Origin of the sequence: Kineosporia corallincola, from assembly GCF_018499875.1 — a bacterium.
Taxonomy (GTDB): Bacteria; Actinomycetota; Actinomycetes; order Actinomycetales; family Kineosporiaceae; genus Kineosporia; species Kineosporia corallincola.
Window position 1 is genome coordinate 470,857 of sequence record NZ_JAHBAY010000004.1, and the last position, 15,683, is coordinate 486,539.

General features: G+C 72.8%; 13 protein-coding genes. 11 read left to right on the top strand and 2 right to left on the bottom strand.

Going from position 1 to position 15,683, the window contains the following annotated elements:
* The first annotated feature begins 17 nt into the window (after nt 1-17).
* The 6 genes from KIH74_RS12355 (at nt 18) to KIH74_RS12380 (ending at nt 6,816) form a co-directional block, all read left to right on the top strand.
* Entirely contained in the window at nt 18-1,217 is a 1,200-nt protein-coding gene (locus KIH74_RS12355; protein WP_214156014.1) for a hypothetical protein, read from the top strand.
* Between the two features lie 211 nt (nt 1,218-1,428).
* On the top strand, nt 1,429-2,208 hold the full coding sequence (locus KIH74_RS12360) for an electron transfer flavoprotein subunit beta/FixA family protein (RefSeq protein WP_214156015.1): 780 nt from the start codon (nt 1,429-1,431) through the stop codon (nt 2,206-2,208).
* Nucleotides 2,209-2,241: 33 nt separating this feature from the next.
* Complete coding sequence (locus KIH74_RS12365) at nt 2,242-3,204, top strand: electron transfer flavoprotein subunit alpha/FixB family protein (RefSeq protein WP_214156016.1); 963 nt, start codon at nt 2,242-2,244, stop codon at nt 3,202-3,204.
* An 82-nt stretch (nt 3,205-3,286) separates the two neighbouring features.
* Nucleotides 3,287-4,507: a cysteine desulfurase family protein gene (locus tag KIH74_RS12370; RefSeq protein ID WP_214156017.1), complete on the top strand. Its 1,221-nt coding sequence runs from the start codon at nt 3,287-3,289 to the stop codon at nt 4,505-4,507.
* Between the two features lie 19 nt (nt 4,508-4,526).
* Complete coding sequence (gene mnmA / locus KIH74_RS12375; protein ID WP_214156018.1) at nt 4,527-5,630, top strand: tRNA 2-thiouridine(34) synthase MnmA; 1,104 nt, start codon at nt 4,527-4,529, stop codon at nt 5,628-5,630.
* A 13-nt stretch (nt 5,631-5,643) separates the two neighbouring features.
* Nucleotides 5,644-6,816 (top strand): sensor histidine kinase, encoded by a 1,173-nt coding sequence (locus KIH74_RS12380; RefSeq protein WP_308113740.1) that lies wholly within the window; start codon nt 5,644-5,646, stop codon nt 6,814-6,816.
* 63 nt (nt 6,817-6,879) lie between these two features.
* Here KIH74_RS12380 and KIH74_RS12385 read toward each other — a convergent pair whose 3' ends face one another.
* The gene (locus tag KIH74_RS12385) at nt 6,880-7,719 is read right to left on the bottom strand and encodes a VOC family protein (RefSeq protein WP_214156019.1); all 840 of its coding nucleotides are present in this window, start codon (nt 7,717-7,719) and stop codon (nt 6,880-6,882) included.
* A gap of 73 nt (nt 7,720-7,792) precedes the next feature.
* On the opposite strand from KIH74_RS12385, the gene KIH74_RS12390 reads away from it, so the two are divergent.
* The 3 genes from KIH74_RS12390 to ligA are packed head-to-tail and all read left to right on the top strand — an operon-like array spanning nt 7,793 to nt 11,611.
* Nucleotides 7,793-8,872: a uroporphyrinogen decarboxylase/cobalamine-independent methonine synthase family protein gene (locus KIH74_RS12390; RefSeq protein WP_214156020.1), complete on the top strand. Its 1,080-nt coding sequence runs from the start codon at nt 7,793-7,795 to the stop codon at nt 8,870-8,872.
* 11 nt (nt 8,873-8,883) lie between these two features.
* Nucleotides 8,884-9,438, top strand: coding sequence for a class I SAM-dependent methyltransferase (locus KIH74_RS12395; protein WP_214156021.1), 555 nt, complete (start codon nt 8,884-8,886; stop codon nt 9,436-9,438).
* A gap of 43 nt (nt 9,439-9,481) precedes the next feature.
* The gene (ligA, locus tag KIH74_RS12400) at nt 9,482-11,611 is read left to right on the top strand and encodes an NAD-dependent DNA ligase LigA (RefSeq protein WP_372492041.1); all 2,130 of its coding nucleotides are present in this window, start codon (nt 9,482-9,484) and stop codon (nt 11,609-11,611) included.
* A 7-nt stretch (nt 11,612-11,618) separates the two neighbouring features.
* Here the strand turns inward: ligA and KIH74_RS12405 are convergent, their stop codons facing one another.
* On the bottom strand, nt 11,619-12,437 hold the full coding sequence (locus KIH74_RS12405) for a hypothetical protein (protein WP_214156022.1): 819 nt from the start codon (nt 12,435-12,437) through the stop codon (nt 11,619-11,621).
* A 96-nt stretch (nt 12,438-12,533) separates the two neighbouring features.
* Here KIH74_RS12405 and KIH74_RS12410 point away from each other — a divergent pair, with 96 nt between their 5' ends.
* Both KIH74_RS12410 and nhaA read left to right on the top strand, forming a co-directional pair.
* The gene (locus KIH74_RS12410; RefSeq protein ID WP_214156023.1) at nt 12,534-14,183 is read left to right on the top strand and encodes an FAD-binding dehydrogenase; all 1,650 of its coding nucleotides are present in this window, start codon (nt 12,534-12,536) and stop codon (nt 14,181-14,183) included.
* 47 nt (nt 14,184-14,230) lie between these two features.
* Complete coding sequence (gene nhaA / locus KIH74_RS12415) at nt 14,231-15,637, top strand: Na+/H+ antiporter NhaA (RefSeq protein WP_214156024.1); 1,407 nt, start codon at nt 14,231-14,233, stop codon at nt 15,635-15,637.
* Nucleotides 15,638-15,683 lie beyond the last annotated feature (46 nt).

The following is a 15,683-nucleotide window of genomic DNA, read 5'->3' on the forward strand; positions in this document are numbered from 1 at the left end:
TCTGCCGACAGGCAAGCGTGAGCCAGCACCCCGCCGACGTCCCACCCGAGGAAGAGCGCCAACCGGTTCGCAGCCTGGTCGTGCCGCCTCGCGCGGACGTGGTGCCGCCTGGTCTGCTGCGGGCCGGCGGGCCACCGCCGGAGGTGCTGCGGCAGTGGAGCGACGCCCTGGCCGCGGCCGGGCTGTACACCGAGGCCCTGGAGGTGCACCCGGCGATCGAGCGGGTGGACGTCGTGCGGCAGGCCGAGCTCGCCGTGCTCGCCGGCATCCACACCACCGCGCTGGACCTGCTCGGCGAGCTGGCGGCGGCGAAGACCGAGCGCACCCGCCGCACGGTGGCGGTGCTGAAGAAGGACCAGGACCGGGCCCCGGCGCCGAGTCCCTGGCTGGAGCTGCTGGCCCGGGTGGCGGAGCTGCTCGCGGGCACGGGTGACCTGGACACCGTGCGCACCGCGGCGCAGCGGGTGCAGCCCTCGGCCGGACTGGACTGGATCGTGGCGCTGGCCGCCGTGTCGGTCGGCGACCTGGAGGCCGCCGCGCCCCGGGCCCGCGCGGCCCGCGACGGCGGCTGCCGGGACCTGCGCATGCTCACCGTCGCGGCCGCCGATCTGGCCCGGGTCGGCGACTACGCCCAGGCCCTGCGGCTGACCGGTCAGGCGCAGCGGATCGCGCTGCCCGACGAAGACCCCGCCGCGCTCACCGTGCACGTGCTCCAGCGCTGCGGATTCCCGCAGCAGGCAAGGGCTCTGGCGGTGGCCGGGGTGGGGGACGCCACCCTCGCGCCGTCCTTCCGCACCGACTGGAAGGCCGCGGCCTCCGGCGCCGGCGCCAGCTCCCTCGGGGTGCTCGGCCAGCGGGTGAAGGTGCACGGCCGGCGGGCGCAGCGCCGGGTGGAGCGCCGCACCCGGGAGGCCGACGCGATCGCCGGTTACGACCTGACCTGCCGCTGCTACGGCTCCGGCGGCTGGATCGGGAGCAGCCGCCTGTTCTACCTGGAGCACCACCTGCACGAGCTGCTGCCCGCGCCGGTGGCCGGGCTGGACGCCCGGCTGATGATCTGCCGCGCCACCAACCTGGTCTTCCTCGACCTGGTGGCCCGCGAGATCACGCTGCCGGTGCCGGCCGGTACGCCGGCCGAGACACCCGCCCCGGACGCCGAGGAGACCAGCCCGACGCCGGGCATGGGTGTGAGCCTGGGCATGGCGCTGCCCGCCTGAAATGGCCGGGTTGCCCCGTCCTCGCTGATTAAAGACATGCCCTCGTGAGGTAATTCACAGGGCCCTGTCGTGAGCGACCGCCTGGCGTGAGTACCTTGGGCTCCCGACGTCCAGACTGGTTCCACCGGCCCTGGATGAGAAACTTGCGCCAGGTAAGCAGTCGTTCAGCTGCTGGCAGGTTTTACAAGTACGCAAGAGTCGAGAGGCGCTCATGAACATCGTGGTCTGCGTGAAGTACGTACCGGACGCCCAGGCCGACCGGACATTCTCGTCGGACGACAACACCACCGATCGCGAGAACGTCGACGGTCTGCTCTCCGAGCTCGACGAGTACCCGGTCGAGGAGGCGCTGAAGCTGGCCGAGGCCACCGACGGCAAGGTCATCGCGCTCACCGTCGGTCCCGACGACGCCGAGGACGCCGTGCGCAAGGCCCTCCAGATGGGCGCCCACGAGGCGGTTCACGTGGTGGACGACGCGATCCACGGCTCCGACGCCCTGGCCACCTCCAAGATCCTCGCCGCCGCGCTCGGCAAGCTCGAGTACGACCTGGTCCTGACCGGCATGACCTCGACCGACGGCACCATGGGCGTGGTCCCGGCGATGCTCGCCGAGCGCCTCGGCCTGCCCCAGGTCACGCTGGCCAGCGAGCTCACCGTCGCCGACGGCAAGGCCACCATCCGCCGCGACAACGACGCGAGCACCGAGATCGTCGAGGCGTCGCTGCCGGCCGTGGTCAGCGTCACCGACCAGATCAACGAGCCGCGCTACCCCTCGTTCAAGGGGATCATGGCGGCCAAGAAGAAGCCGCTGACCACCTGGTCGCTCGACGACCTGGGCCTGTCCGCGGACGAGGTGGGACTGTCCGCCGCGTGGACCGCCGTCGCCGGCATCGCCGAGCGCCCGGCCCGCACCGCCGGGCAGGTCGTCAAGGACGAGGGGGACGGCGGCGCCAAGCTGGTCGAGTTCCTCGCCGGCGCCAAGCTCGTCTGACCCCCACCCCCACCGAACTGAAGGACTGAGACGATGTCCCAGGTACTCGTGCTGGTCGACCACGTCGACGGCGCCGTCCGCAAGACCACCACCGAACTGCTCACCGTCGCGGCGCGTCTGGGCGAGCCCGCCGCCGTGTTCCTCGGCCAGGGCTACGACAACGCCGCCGCCACCCTCGCCGAGTACGGTGCGGCCACCGTGTATCAGGTCGAGGCCGAGGGGCTCGACGACTACCTCGTGGCGCCCAAGGCCGAGGCGCTCGCCGCGGTGGTGCGACAGGCCGGTGAGGTGGCCGCCGTGCTGGTCGCCAGCTCCGGCGAGAACAAGGAGATCGCCGGCCGTCTGGCGGTCAAGCTGGACTCCGGCCTGATCACCGACGCCGTCGACGTGCAGGCCGGCGCCGAGGGCCCGGTGACCACGCAGTCGGTGTTCGCCGCCGCGTTCACCGTCACCGCCTCGGTGACGAAGGGCGTGCCGGTGATCACGGTCAAGCCGAACTCGGCCGAGCCGGTCGCCGTCGCGGGTGTGACGCCGAACGTCGTCACCGTCCCGGTCACCGTCTCCGACGCCGCGAAGACGGCCAGGGTCGTCGAGCGCCGCCCGAAGGAGAAGAGCGGCCGGCCCGAGCTCACCGAGGCCGCGGTCGTGGTCTCCGGCGGCCGGGGCACCAATGGCGACTTCTCCCCGGTGGAGAGCTTCGCCGACGCCCTCGGCGGTGCCGTCGGCGCCTCCCGCGCCGCGGTCGACGCCGGCTGGTACCCGCACAGCAGCCAGGTCGGCCAGACCGGCAAGCAGGTCTCGCCCACGCTCTACGTGGCCAGCGGCATCTCCGGCGCCATCCAGCACCGGGCCGGCATGCAGACGTCCAAGACGATCGTGGCCGTCAACAAGGACCCGGAGGCGCCGATCTTCGAGCTCGTCGACTTCGGCGTGGTCGGTGACCTGTTCACGGTGCTGCCGCAGGCCACCGAAGAGGTGCTCAAGCGCAAGGGCTGAACGCGCGCGATCGGCGGCGGTCCGGGGCAGCCCGGGCCGCCGCCGTCATGTCCGCACTTCCGCAGTGCCTACACTCGATCCCGTGACTGCCTACCTCGACCACGCGGCTACCACGCCGATGCTGCCCGAAGCGGTGGCGGCGATGGCCGAGGAGATGTCGCACGTCGGCAACGCGTCCTCGCTGCACTCCTCCGGCCGCCGGGCCCGCCGGGTGGTGGAGGAGGCGCGCGAGCAGATCGGCGCCGCGCTCGGGGCCGGTCCCAGCGAGGTGGTCTTCACCGCCGGTGGCACCGAGGCCGACAACCTGGCGGTCAAGGGGCTCTACTGGGCCCGCCGGGCCGGTGACGAGCGGCGCCGCCGGGTGATCGCCACCCCGATCGAGCACCACGCCGTGCTCGACCCGGTCGAGTGGCTGGTCACCCACGAGGGCGCCGAGGTGGTCTGGGCCCCGGTCGATCGCGCGGGTCGCGTCGATCTGGACGGCCTCGCAGAGCTTTTGGACGACGAACCGCACACCACCTCACTCGTCACCGCGATGTGGGCCAACAACGAGGTGGGCACGGTCCAGCCGATCGCCGAGATCGCGGAACTCGCCCACCGGCACGGGGTTCCGGTGCACACCGACGCGATCCAGGCGGTCGGGCACCTGCCGGTCGACTTCGCCGCGAGCGGCGTGGACTGCCTCAGCGTCAGCGGCCACAAGCTCGGCGGTCCGGTCTCGTCCGGCGCGCTGCTGGCCCGGCGCGGCCTCGACCTGGTGCCCGTCCAGCACGGCGGGGGGCAGGAACGCGGCATCCGCTCCGGCACCCTCGACGTCGCGGCGCTGCGGGCGCTCGCGGTCGCGACCGCCCTGGCGGTCGAAGGGCTGCCAGCCGAGGCCGAGCGGGTGGCGGCCCTGCGTGACGACCTGGTCAGGGCGGTGTGGAAGGCCGTGCCCGACGCCGTCCTCAATGGTGCGGTGCCCGCTGACCTGGACGAGTTCGGGCCCACGCTGTCGGCGCAGACCGGCCTGGACCGGCTGCCCGGCAATGCCCACTTCACCTTCCCGGGCTGTGAGGGCGACTCCCTGCTCTACCTGCTCGACGCGCGCGGCGTGGAATGTTCCACCGGTTCGGCCTGCCAGGCGGGAGTACCGCAGCCGAGTCACGTGTTGCTGGCCATGGGTGTGCCCGAGCCGACGGCCCGTGGTGCGCTGCGGTTCACGCTGGGGCACACCTCCACCACCGACGACGTGGCGGCGCTGGCCGCGGCGATCGGCCCGGTGGTGGAACGGGCCCGGGGTGCCGGGCTGGCGTCCTCGTAATACTGGTGAAGGGGTTGTGATGAGGGTTCTGGCGGCGATGAGCGGCGGGGTCGACTCCGCCGTGGCCGCGGCGCGTGCGGTCGACGCCGGGCACGAGGTGGTCGGCGTGCACCTGGCGCTGGCCCGCAACCCGAACACGCTGCGGGCCGGGGCCCGGGGCTGCTGCACGATCGAAGACGCCGGTGACGCCCGCCGGGTCGCCGACATCCTCGGGATCCCGTTCTACGTGTGGGATCTGGCGGAGCGCTTCGAGCAGGACGTGATCGACGACTTCGTCGCCGAGTACCAGACCGGCCGCACCCCCAACCCGTGCGTGCGCTGCAACCAGAAGATCAAGTTCGCGGCCCTGCTCGACAAGGCCGTGGCGCTGGGCTTCCACGCGGTCAGCACCGGGCACTACGCCCAGATGATCGACGGCCCGCACGGCCCCGAGCTGCACCGTGCCGTCGACATGGGCAAGGACCAGTCGTACGTGCTCGCCGTGCTGCCGCCCGACCGGCTGGCCCGCTCGCTGTTCCCGCTCGGCGACACGCTGAAAGAGGATGTGCGCAGGGAGGCCGCCGAGCGCGGCCTGCGGGTGGCGAGCAAGCCCGACAGCCACGACATCTGCTTCATCTCGGACGGTGACACCCAGGGCTTCCTGGCCAAGCGCCTGGGCCGGCAGCCCGGGCCGATCGTCGACACCGACGGTGAGAAGGTCGGAGAGCACTCCGGCGCCTACGGTTTCACCGTGGGGCAGCGCCGAGGGCTGGCCATCGGACGGCCCGCCGCCGACGGCAAGCCGCGTTACGTGCTGTCGATCGAGCCGGTGTCGAACACCGTGGTGGTGGGATCGGCCGAGGAGCTGAAGGTGTCCGGCATCTCGGGGGCCGAGGCCACCTGGTGCGCTCCGGTGCCCGAGCCGGGTGCCGAGTTGTCGGCACAGGTCAGGGCGCACGGACGCGCGGTGCCGGCCCGGCTCGTGGGTGCCGGTGCGGGTCCGGTGGGTTCCGTGGGGACGCTTCCGGTCACCGTCGAGGTGGAGCTCGGCGAGCCGATCACCGGCGTCGCCACCGGCCAGACCCTGGTGCTGTACCGGGGCACCCAGGTGATCGGGTCGTCCACCATCAGCGCCACCCGCTGAACCGCCCGGTCACGTGCCCACCGTCCGGCTGCGGGCCTACCGCGACCTGCTGCTGGCGCTGGTGCTGGCCGTGGTCGCGTTCATGCCCGGCAACGAGATGTTCGCCGTGGTGGTGGGCGAGAACCGGTACCGTGACGCCGACCCGCTGTCGGTGATCCTGCTTCTGGCCCAGACCCTTCCGCTGGCGCTGCGGCGCACCCGGCCGGCCGCCTGCCTGGCCGTGGTCGGCGTGGCCTGGGGGCTGTACCAGGCGCTCGGCTACTCGCCGAGCTCGGCCGGGCTGGGGCTGTACGTCGCCCTGTACAGCGCCGGGGCGCACCTGGCCCGGCACCGGGTGCGGGTGGCGGCCCTGGTGGTCGCGGGCTATCTGGCGGTGTCACTCGCGGTGCACCGGAAGAGTTTTCACGGTGAGCCGGTGCAGTACCTCACCTATCTGATGGTGCTGGCGCTGTGCTGGCTGATCGGCGAGGGGGTGCGGGCCCGGGTGCGGGCCGAGGCCGCCCGCCGGCAGGCGGCCGAGCGCGAGGCGGTGGCGGACGAGCGCGCCCGCATCGCCCGCGAACTGCACGACGTGGTGACCCATCACGTGACGGCGATGGTGGTGCAGGCCGAGGCCCTGCCGTTCCTGCTGCCCGATCACACCGAACGGGTGCGCGACGGCCTGGGCACGATCAGCACCACCGGCCGGGCCGCGATGACCGACCTGCGGGAACTGCTCGACGTGCTGCACGACCCGGGAAGCCCGGCCAAGGACGACCGGGCCCCGGCCACCGAGTCGCTGGAAACCCTGATCGAGCGCGCCCGTTCGGCCGGGCAGGCGATCGAGTTCAGCCGGCACGGCGAGCCGGGCACGCTGCCCACCGGTCTGGGGCTGGCGCTCCAGCGGGTGGTGCAGGAATCCCTGACCAATGCCCTCAAGCACGCCCCCGGACGTCTCACCACGGTGACCGTGACCCACACCGCCGGGGCGGTGGGGGTGTCGGTGGTGACGGCCGGCGTGACCGGCGTGACCGGCCGGTCTGCCGTCGGTCGTTCCGGCAGCCGGCCGTGGGCGCGCTCCGGCCGCGGGATCGCCGGGATGCGCGACCGGGTGGCCGCTTTCGGCGGCGAGCTGACGGCCGGCCGGGAGCCGGACGGCGGCTTCGCGGTGCGAGCCCGGCTGCCGCTGGCCACGGCCCGCACCTGACAGCCGGCACCCTTTCACCCGCGCCGACCTTTTCCGCGCCGCCCGCGGCTGACCGGCCGGGCGCTACTGCTGCGGCTGCATCAGCCAGAACCGGCTGCCGCGCGGATCGCGCACGGCGGCCATCCGGCCGAACGGGGTGTCGAAGGCCCGGCGCTCGATGCGCCCGCCGGTGGACTCGACGAACTCCTGGGCGTGGGCGAGATCGCGCACCTGGAAATACACCAGCCAGTACGGGGATGCGTCGGTCTCGCCCATCATCGGGCCGATCCCGCCCAGCGGCCACGGGTCGCCGGGCAGCGAGATGGTCTGGTAATCGCCGTCACCGCCCGCCTCCGGCGGCAGCGGTTCGTGGGTGAGACCGAAGACCCTGCCGTAGAAGGCCCGGGCCCGGGCCGGTTCCGACGAGCGCAGGTCGCACCAGACGAAGGCGCCGGCCTCGCGGGTGTGGGCGGCGCCGATCGCGTCGCCCGCCTGCCACAGGCCGAACGGCGCGCCGGTGGGATCGCAGGCCACGGCCCGGTGACCACGGGTTCCGGCGGGTCGCGGCGGCAGCAGTACCTGGCCGTCGTTGGCCTGCACGGCCTCCACCGCGGCGGCGAGGTTCCCGGTGGCGAAGTAGGTCAGCCAGCCGGTCGGGCGGCCGAGCTCCTCGCTCGGGCTGCGCAGCACGTCCTCGTGGATCTCGCTGATCCCGGCGGCCTCCACGCCGTCCACCGTGGCCACCACGAGGGAGTGCTCCGAGGTGGAGCGCTCGAACGACCAGCCGAGCAGCGGGCCGTAGAAGGCCTTGGCCTCCTCGGCGTCGTCGACCACGAGCTCGGTCCAGCAGGGCGTTCCCGCGCGCCAGTGCTCGGTACGGATTGCCACGTGCGCCTCCAGTAGCTGGTTCGCATGCCGGAACATGCGGATAACCGTGCGGATAGTAGTCGCCCGGTCACACTACTGGCCGGGTATCCGCGCGCCGTAGGCTCAGGCTGTGTCGTCCTCCTCCCTGCACCTTCCCAGTGACCTCTCACCCGACCTGCCCGTCGCCGAGCCCGAGGCGGAGGTGGTGATCGGCCCCGGTGCCACCACCGGCATCGGGTCGTGGCCGGGAACCGACGTGGTGGACACCATGCGGGTCACGTTCGGCGAGCTCGGCGATCCGCCGGCGATCCCGTACCTGCCGGAACTGCCCGCCCGCGGCCCGGGTTCGGACATGATCGGCCGGGGCGCGGGGCTGCTGGCCGAGCTGCCGGTGGACCTCCAGCCGTCGGGCTGGCGCCTGGTCGACCACCCCGGCCGCGACGCCCAGCGCATCCGCTCCTGGCTGCGGCAGGACCTCGACGTGCTGGCCGAGACCGGTGACGGTTACCAGGGGCTGCTCAAGCTCCAGGTCACCGGCCCGTGGACGCTGGCCTCCAGTCTGTGGCTGCCCCGCCTGGAGCGGGTGGTCGTGGACCCGGGAGCCTGCCGTGACCTGGTCGCCTCACTGGCCGAGGGCGTCACCCGGCACCTGGAGGAGGTGGCCCGGCTGTTGCCGGGGGCCCGCCTGGTGCTCCAGGTGGACGAGCCCGCGGTACAGGCCGTGCTGGCCGGCTCGCTGCCCACGGCCAGCGGCTTCGGCCGGCTGCGGGCGATCGAGGAGTCCGTGGTGGTCGAGGGCCTGGGTGCCGTCCTGGAGGCCGCGACGAAGGCCGGGGCCGTGCGCACCGTCGTTCACAGTTGTGCCTCGAAACCGCCGGTGGACGTGCTGCTGAAGGCGGGGGCGTCGGCGCTCTCGCTGGACGTGTCGCAGCTCGGCGCGCAGCGCTGGGAACAGGTGGCCGAGGCCACCGAGAACGGCACGGCGCTGTGGGCGGGGGCGGTGCCGACCGGGGCGGCCTCGCGTCCCGAGGCGGTGGCCGACGCGGTCTGGAACCCCTGGCGCAAGCTCGGTCTCGACCCGAAGGCGGCCGCCGACGTGGTGGTCACCCCTGCGTGCGGGCTGGCCGGGGCGTCGCCGCGGCAGGCCCGCTCGGCGCTGAAGGTGGCCAAGGAGGCCGCCCGCATCCTGGCCGACCGGGCGCTCGGGTGAGGTTCCGCCGGGTGAGGCCCGAGATCCCCGGGCCGGAGCGGGTTCTGCCGGAACTCCGGTCCCTGGAGCCGGACCCGATGCTGGTGCGGTGGCTGGAGTCGCACCCGGTGCGCGGGTTCGCCCGGGCGGCCGTGATCGGGCACCGGTGGGGTGTGCACGTGCCGTACCTGGCCTCCCTCGGGCTGCCCGCCCAGGAGTTCATGCTGGGGTCCCGGTTGCGACGTGAAACCGGTGGCCCACACCTGGTTCCGGTCGACGCGGACGGTGCCCGGCTGCCGGCGGCGGATGGCCCGTTCGACCTGGTGGTGGTGTTCGAGCTGATCAGGCCGATGATGTGGGGCATCTCCGCGCGGGGGGTGATGGAGTCGATCGTCGACCTGGCGGTCCCGGGCGGCACCGTGCTGGTGATCGCGGCGGCCGCCGTGCAGAGCGACGGCCGACCGTGGCCGCTGACCGGCGACGAGCTGCGGGAGTTCGGCAGCGGGGACCTGGAGCTGGTGGAGCGCACGGAGCCGGACTGGCGGAGCATGACGATCGAGTACCGCCGTTCCACGTTCCCGCGGTGACCGGCCGCGCGGCCGGGCGAAACTGTCGGTGGTGCGCGGTTGAATGGGACACGTGGCTGAGAGCGAGATGAGCGGTTCCCCTGCCGAGGACGTCCCGGCCGAGATCCCGGAGCAGGCACGGCATCGGTGGGCCGAGCTGGCCGACCAGATCCGTGAGCACCGGTTCGCCTACTACGTGCGCGACGCGCCGACGGTCTCCGACGGCGAGTTCGACGCACTGATGAAACAGCTGGAGGCGCTGGAGGAGCAGCATCCCGGCCTGCGCACGCCCGACTCGCCCAGTCAGCAGGTGGGCGGGGCCTGGTCCACCGACTTCGAGCCGGTCGACCACCTGGAGCGCATGCTCAGCCTCGACAACGCCTTCAGCTTCGACGAGCTGCGGGAGTGGGCGGCCCGGGTCGAGCGCGACGCCGGTCCGGTGCGCTACCTGTGCGAGCTCAAGATCGACGGCCTGGCCATCAATCTGCTCTACGAGAACGGCAAACTGGTGCGCGGCGTCACCCGGGGCGACGGCCGCACCGGTGAAGACGTCACGCCGAACGTCCGCACCATCCGCGACATCCCGCACGCGCTCACCGCGGTCGAGGGGGTGCCGTTCCCGCAGCGGGTCGAGGTGCGCGGCGAGGTGTTCTTCCCGATCGAGGCCTTCGACGAGCTCAACGCCACGCTGGTCGAGCAGGGCAGGGCGCCGTTCGCGAACCCGCGCAACGCCGCGGCCGGCTCGCTGCGCATGAAAGACGCCCGGGTCACGGCCACCCGCCCGCTGCACATGCTGGTGCACGGGCTGGGGGCCCGGGCCGGGTTCGACATCGCCTCGCAGTCGGGCGGTTACGACCTGCTCCGGGCCTGGGGGCTGCCCACGGCCGCCACCTACCGGGTGGTCGACGGCATCGACGAGGTGATCGCGTTCGTCGAGCACTTCGGCGAGCACCGGCACGACCAGATCCACGAGATCGACGGCGTGGTGGTCAAGGTCGACGACGTGGCGCAGCAGCGCCGGCTCGGCGCCACCAGCCGGGCGCCGCGCTGGGCCATCGCCTTCAAGTACCCGCCGGAAGAGGTGAACACCCGGCTGCTCGACATCCGGGTCAACGTCGGCCGCACCGGCCGGGTCACGCCCTACGGGGTGATGCAGCCGGTGCTGGTGGCCGGGTCCACCGTCGGGATGGCCACGCTGCACAACGCTTTCGAGGTGAAGCGCAAGGGCGTGCTGATCGGCGACACGGTGGTGCTGCGCAAGGCGGGCGACGTGATCCCGGAGATCGTCGGGCCGGTGGCCGAGGCCCGCGACGGCAGTGAGCGCGAGTTCGTCATGCCCACCCACTGCCCGGAGTGCGGCACCCAGCTGCGCTACGAGAAGGAGGGCGAGAAAGACATCCGCTGCCCCAACGCCCGGTCCTGCCCGGCGCAGTTGCGGGAGCGGCTGTTCCACGTGGCCGGGCGGGGCGCGTTCGACATCGAGGCGCTGGGCTGGGAGGGGGCGATCGCCCTGCTCCAGGCCGGGGCGGTGAAAGACGAGGGTGACCTGTTCGACCTCACCGCCGACGTGGTGCGCACCGTGCCGCTCTACACGCGTAAAGACGGCGAGCTGTCGGCCAACGGGCAGAAGCTGCTCGACAACCTGGAGAAGGCCAAGAGCCAGCCGCTGTGGCGGGTTCTCGTGGCGCTGTCGATCCGGCACGTGGGGCCCACGGCGGCCCGGGCGCTGGCGCAGTCGCTGGGGTCGATGCAGCGCATCCGCGAGGCCACGCAGGAAGAGCTGGCCGCCGTCGACGGGGTGGGCGCGGTGATCGCGGTGGCGGTGAAGGAGTGGTTCGCCGTCGACTGGCACGCCGAGGTGGTGCGCCGCTGGGCCGAGGCCGGGGTGCGGATGGCCGACGAGGTGGACGAGTCGGTGCCGCGCACGCTGGAGGGGATCACGGTGGTGGTGACCGGCTCGCTGGAGGGCTTCAGCCGCGACGAGGCCAAGGAGGCGATTCTGGTGCGCGGCGGCAAGGCCTCCGGAAGTGTCTCCAAGAAGACGCATTTCGTGGTGGCGGGCGAGAGCGCGGGCACCAAGTACGACAAGGCGGTGCAGCTCGGGCTCCCGGTGCTCGACGAGGCCGGGTTCCGGTTGCTGCTGGAGCGGGGGCCTGAGGCGGTCACGCCCCCCGCCCCGCCGGAGCAGGCGTGAGCCCGGTTCAGGGGCGCAGGCCCAGCACGGCACGCACCGTCGCGCGGGCCGGGCGCAACAGGCTCTTGTTCACCCAGCGGCCGGAGGCGGCCACGGCGCGGCCGACGGGCGCCACGGTGTGCTGCCAGGTCCAGCGGCAGACCCGGCCCGCCGCGTGCACGGCGGCCACCACGGTGTGCCGCCAGAACCAGGCGGCGGCCCGGGCCAGGGGCACCACGGTGTGCCGCCAGAGCCAGCCCAGAGCCAGACCGAGGGCCCGGCCCAGAGGGCGCAGGGTCCAGCGGTACAGCTGGTGCAGCACCCAGCCGGCGCCCTCCCAGCCGGGCCGCAGCACGTAACGGTGCAGGCAGCGCAGCAGCCAGACCAGGGGGTCGACCACGAACACCAGGAAGAGCCGGCCGAGCAGCTTCCAGAACGGTGCGGTGGCCCGCAGCACCGCCATGATCATCCGGCCGAACCACCGCACGACACGGGAGATCTGGTCGGCCAGCCAGGTCAGCGGGATCACCAGAAGGTAGCGCCAGAAGAAGCGGAGCAGGGGACGCAGCAGCCGGTTCCAGACCCAGCCGAGGGGCAGCACCACGAGGTAGCGCCAGAGAAACCGCAGCGGCCGCACGATCAGCATCTCGAAGAGCCGGGCCAGCGGCACCAGCACGAAGTCCACGAGCACCCGGCCGGCCAGCGCGAGCAGCTCCCAGGCCAGCCGGAACGGCAGCACGAGCACCACGGCCAGCACCCGCACCGGCCAGGGCACGTACGGGTCGGAGCCGGTGGCCCGGACCGGGGAGGGCTGCGGGACCTGGTGCTGCGGGGAGGGCGGGGTCACGGGGGGAGGACGGCGCGGGCCGGGTGGGCGTTGCACAGCGGATCACGATCGCCGGACGGCACTGACGGCAGAGCCCCGGCGTGATGGGATTCACGGATGGACGCTGACGTCATCGTGGTGGGGGCAGGACTGGCCGGGCTGGTCGCGACGGCCGAGCTCGCGGACGCGGGAAAGCGGGTGCTGCTGCTCGACCAGGAGTCCGGGCAGAACCTCGGCGGTCAGGCGTTCTGGTCGTTCGGCGGGCTGTTTCTGGTGGACACTCCGGAGCAGCGGCGGATGGGGATCACCGACTCCCACGACCTGGCCTGGCAGGACTGGCAGGACACGGCCGGTTTCGACCGCGACGAAGACCTCTGGCCACGGCGCTGGGCGGAGGCCTACGTCGACTTCGCGGCCGGCGAGAAACGGCCCTGGCTGGCCGGGCTCGGGCTGAAGTGGTTCCCGATGGTCGGCTGGGCCGAGCGCGGCGAGGGCCGGCCGGGCGGTATCGGCAACACCGTGCCGCGGTTCCACATCACCTGGGGAACGGGGCCCGGCGTGGTCGCGCCGTTCGAGCGGAGGGTGCGCGAGGCCGTGGCGAAAGGCCTGGTCACGCTGGCCTTCCGGCACCGGGTCGACGAGCTGACGGTGCTGGACGGCACAGTTACCGGGGTCAGCGGCACTCTGCTCGACGAGGACCGGCGCCCGCGCGGCGTGGCGAGCAACCGCCGCCGGGCGGGCACGTTCAGCTTCGGGGCACAGGCCGTGATCGTCACCTCCGGAGGTATCGGCGGCAATCACGACCTGGTGCGGGAGGCCTGGCCGGAGCGGCTCGGCACCGCGCCGTCCACTCTGGTGACCGGGGTGCCCGCGCACGTGGACGGCCGGATGATCGGCATCACCCAGCAGGCCGGCGGCACGGTGGTCAACCCGGACCGGATGTGGCACTACACCGAGGGCCTGCACAACTGGGACGCGATCTGGCCGGGCCACGGCATCCGCATCCTGCCCGGCCCGTCGTCGCTGTGGGTCGACGCCCGCGGCCACCGGCTGCCCCCGCACCTCTACCCGGGCGCCGACACCCTGGGCACGCTGGAGCACCTGCGCGGCACCGGGTACGACCACAGCTGGTTCGTGCTGAACCAGAAGATCGTCGAGAAGGAGTTCACGCTCAGCGGTTCCGAGCAGAACCCCGACATCACCGGGAAGTCGCTGCGCAAGCTGCTGGCCCGGGTGCGCCCCGGTCCGTCCGGGCCGGTGCAGGCGTTCCTCGACAACGGCGTGGACTTCGTGATCCGCGACGACCTGCCCGGCCTGGTCGAGGCGATGAACGCGACCACCGCCGAACCGCTGCTCGACCTGGCCACGGTGGAGAAGTCGGTGCTGGAACGGGACCGGCAGATCGTCGACCCGTCGTCCACCGACGCGCAGATCCTGGCCATCCGCGACCTGCGGGGCTACGCCCTGAACCGGCTGCTGCGCACGGCCGGTGAGCGGCGGCTGCTCGACCCGAAGGCCGGCCCGCTGATCGCGGTGCGGCTCACCGTGCTCACCCGCAAGACGCTCGGCGGTCTGCACACCGACCTGGACTCCCGGGTGCTCGGCGCGGACGGCGAGCCGGTGCCCGGACTGTACGCGGCGGGGGAGTGCGCCGGGTTCGGCGGTGGCGGGGTGCACGGCTACCGCGCCCTGGAGGGCACCTTCCTCGGTGGCTGCCTGTTCAGCGGGAGGACGGCGGGCAGGTCGGCCGCACGCACCGTGATCTGACGGGTCACCGTTACCGGCCCGTCTCACCGGTCATGCAGGATGTGGCCATGGCCGTCTCTCTGCGACCGGGACCTCCCCTGCGGTTCGTCACCCCCTCGATGACGCCGGCGCTGCGCCGCTACATCGCCAACGAGGCGGGCAGCGCCGCGGTGCTGCTGGCCGCCAGCGTGCTCGCGCTGGTCTGGGTGAACTCGCCGTGGAGCGAGAGCTACCACCACCTGTGGGAGCTGCCGGTGCGGATGGGCATCGGCGACGCGGTGTTCGAGCTCGACCTGCACCATTTCGTGAACGACGCCGCGATGGCGGTGTTCTTCATGGTGGTCGGCCTGGAGGTGGCCCGCGAGACGATCGCCGGTGAGCTGAGCGACCGCCGCATCATGAGCGTGCCCGCCATCGGGGCGGTCGGCGGCCTGTGCGTGCCCATCCTCATCTACCTGGCGATCAACGGGCTGTTCGGGGACGGCGGAGAGGCCATGCACGGCTGGGGCATCGTGATGTCGAGCGACACCGCGTTCGTGCTCGGCGTGCTGGCCCTGTTCGGCCCGCGCTGCCCGGACCGGCTGCGGCTGTTCCTGCTGGCCCTGGCCGTGGTCGACGACATCGGCGCGATCGCGGTGATGGCGATCTTCTACTCCGACGACATCCAGATCGTGCCGCTGCTCGTGATGATCGGGATCCTGGCCCTGTTCCTGGCGCTGCGCTGGATCGGTGTCTGGCGGCTGGAGCCGTACCTCGCGCTCACCCTGGCGCTGTGGTTCGCCGCCTACGCCTGCGGGGTGCACCCCACGCTGGCCGGGGTGCTGGCCGGCCTGCTGATCCCGGCCTCGTCACCGGAGAGCAGCCGCGGCCGGGAACTCGTCGTGTTCGGCCGCGCCCTGATCGAGAACCCGAGTGCGGACGGCGTGAGGCTCGCGAATCTCGCGGCGTCGGCCACCGTCTCGGCCAACCAGCGGCTCCAGAGCTGGCTGCACCCCTGGTCGGCGTTCGTCGTGATCCCGGCGTTCGGCCTGGCCAACGCCGGGGTCGAGTTGAGCGCCGAGACGCTGGAGGCCGCCGCGACGTCCACCGTCACCATCGGTGTGGCCCTGGGCCTGATCCTGGGCAACGGCCTGGGCATCACCGCGTTCTCGATCGCCGCGCTGCGCACGGGCGTGGGCGTGCTGCCCGGCGGCGTGCGCTACGGGCACCTGTTCGGGGCGGCGCTGCTGGCCGGCATCGGCTTCACCATCTCGCTGTTCATCACCGACCTGGCCTTCACCGACCAGCTGCTGCGTGACGAGGCGAAGATCGGCATCCTGGTCGGTTCGCTGGTCGCGGCCGTGATCGGGGCCTGGGCGCTGCGGGTGATGGGGGAGCGGATGCCGCTGTGCTCACCGGCCGGCGACAGCGCCCCGCCGGAACTACCTCCCCTGCCGTGGACGGCGCCGCAGTTCCCGAAGGCGTTCGGCCGCTGATAACAGGCCAGGGCTCGGGGTATTCGCGGCGGGCGGTGGCTCGCCT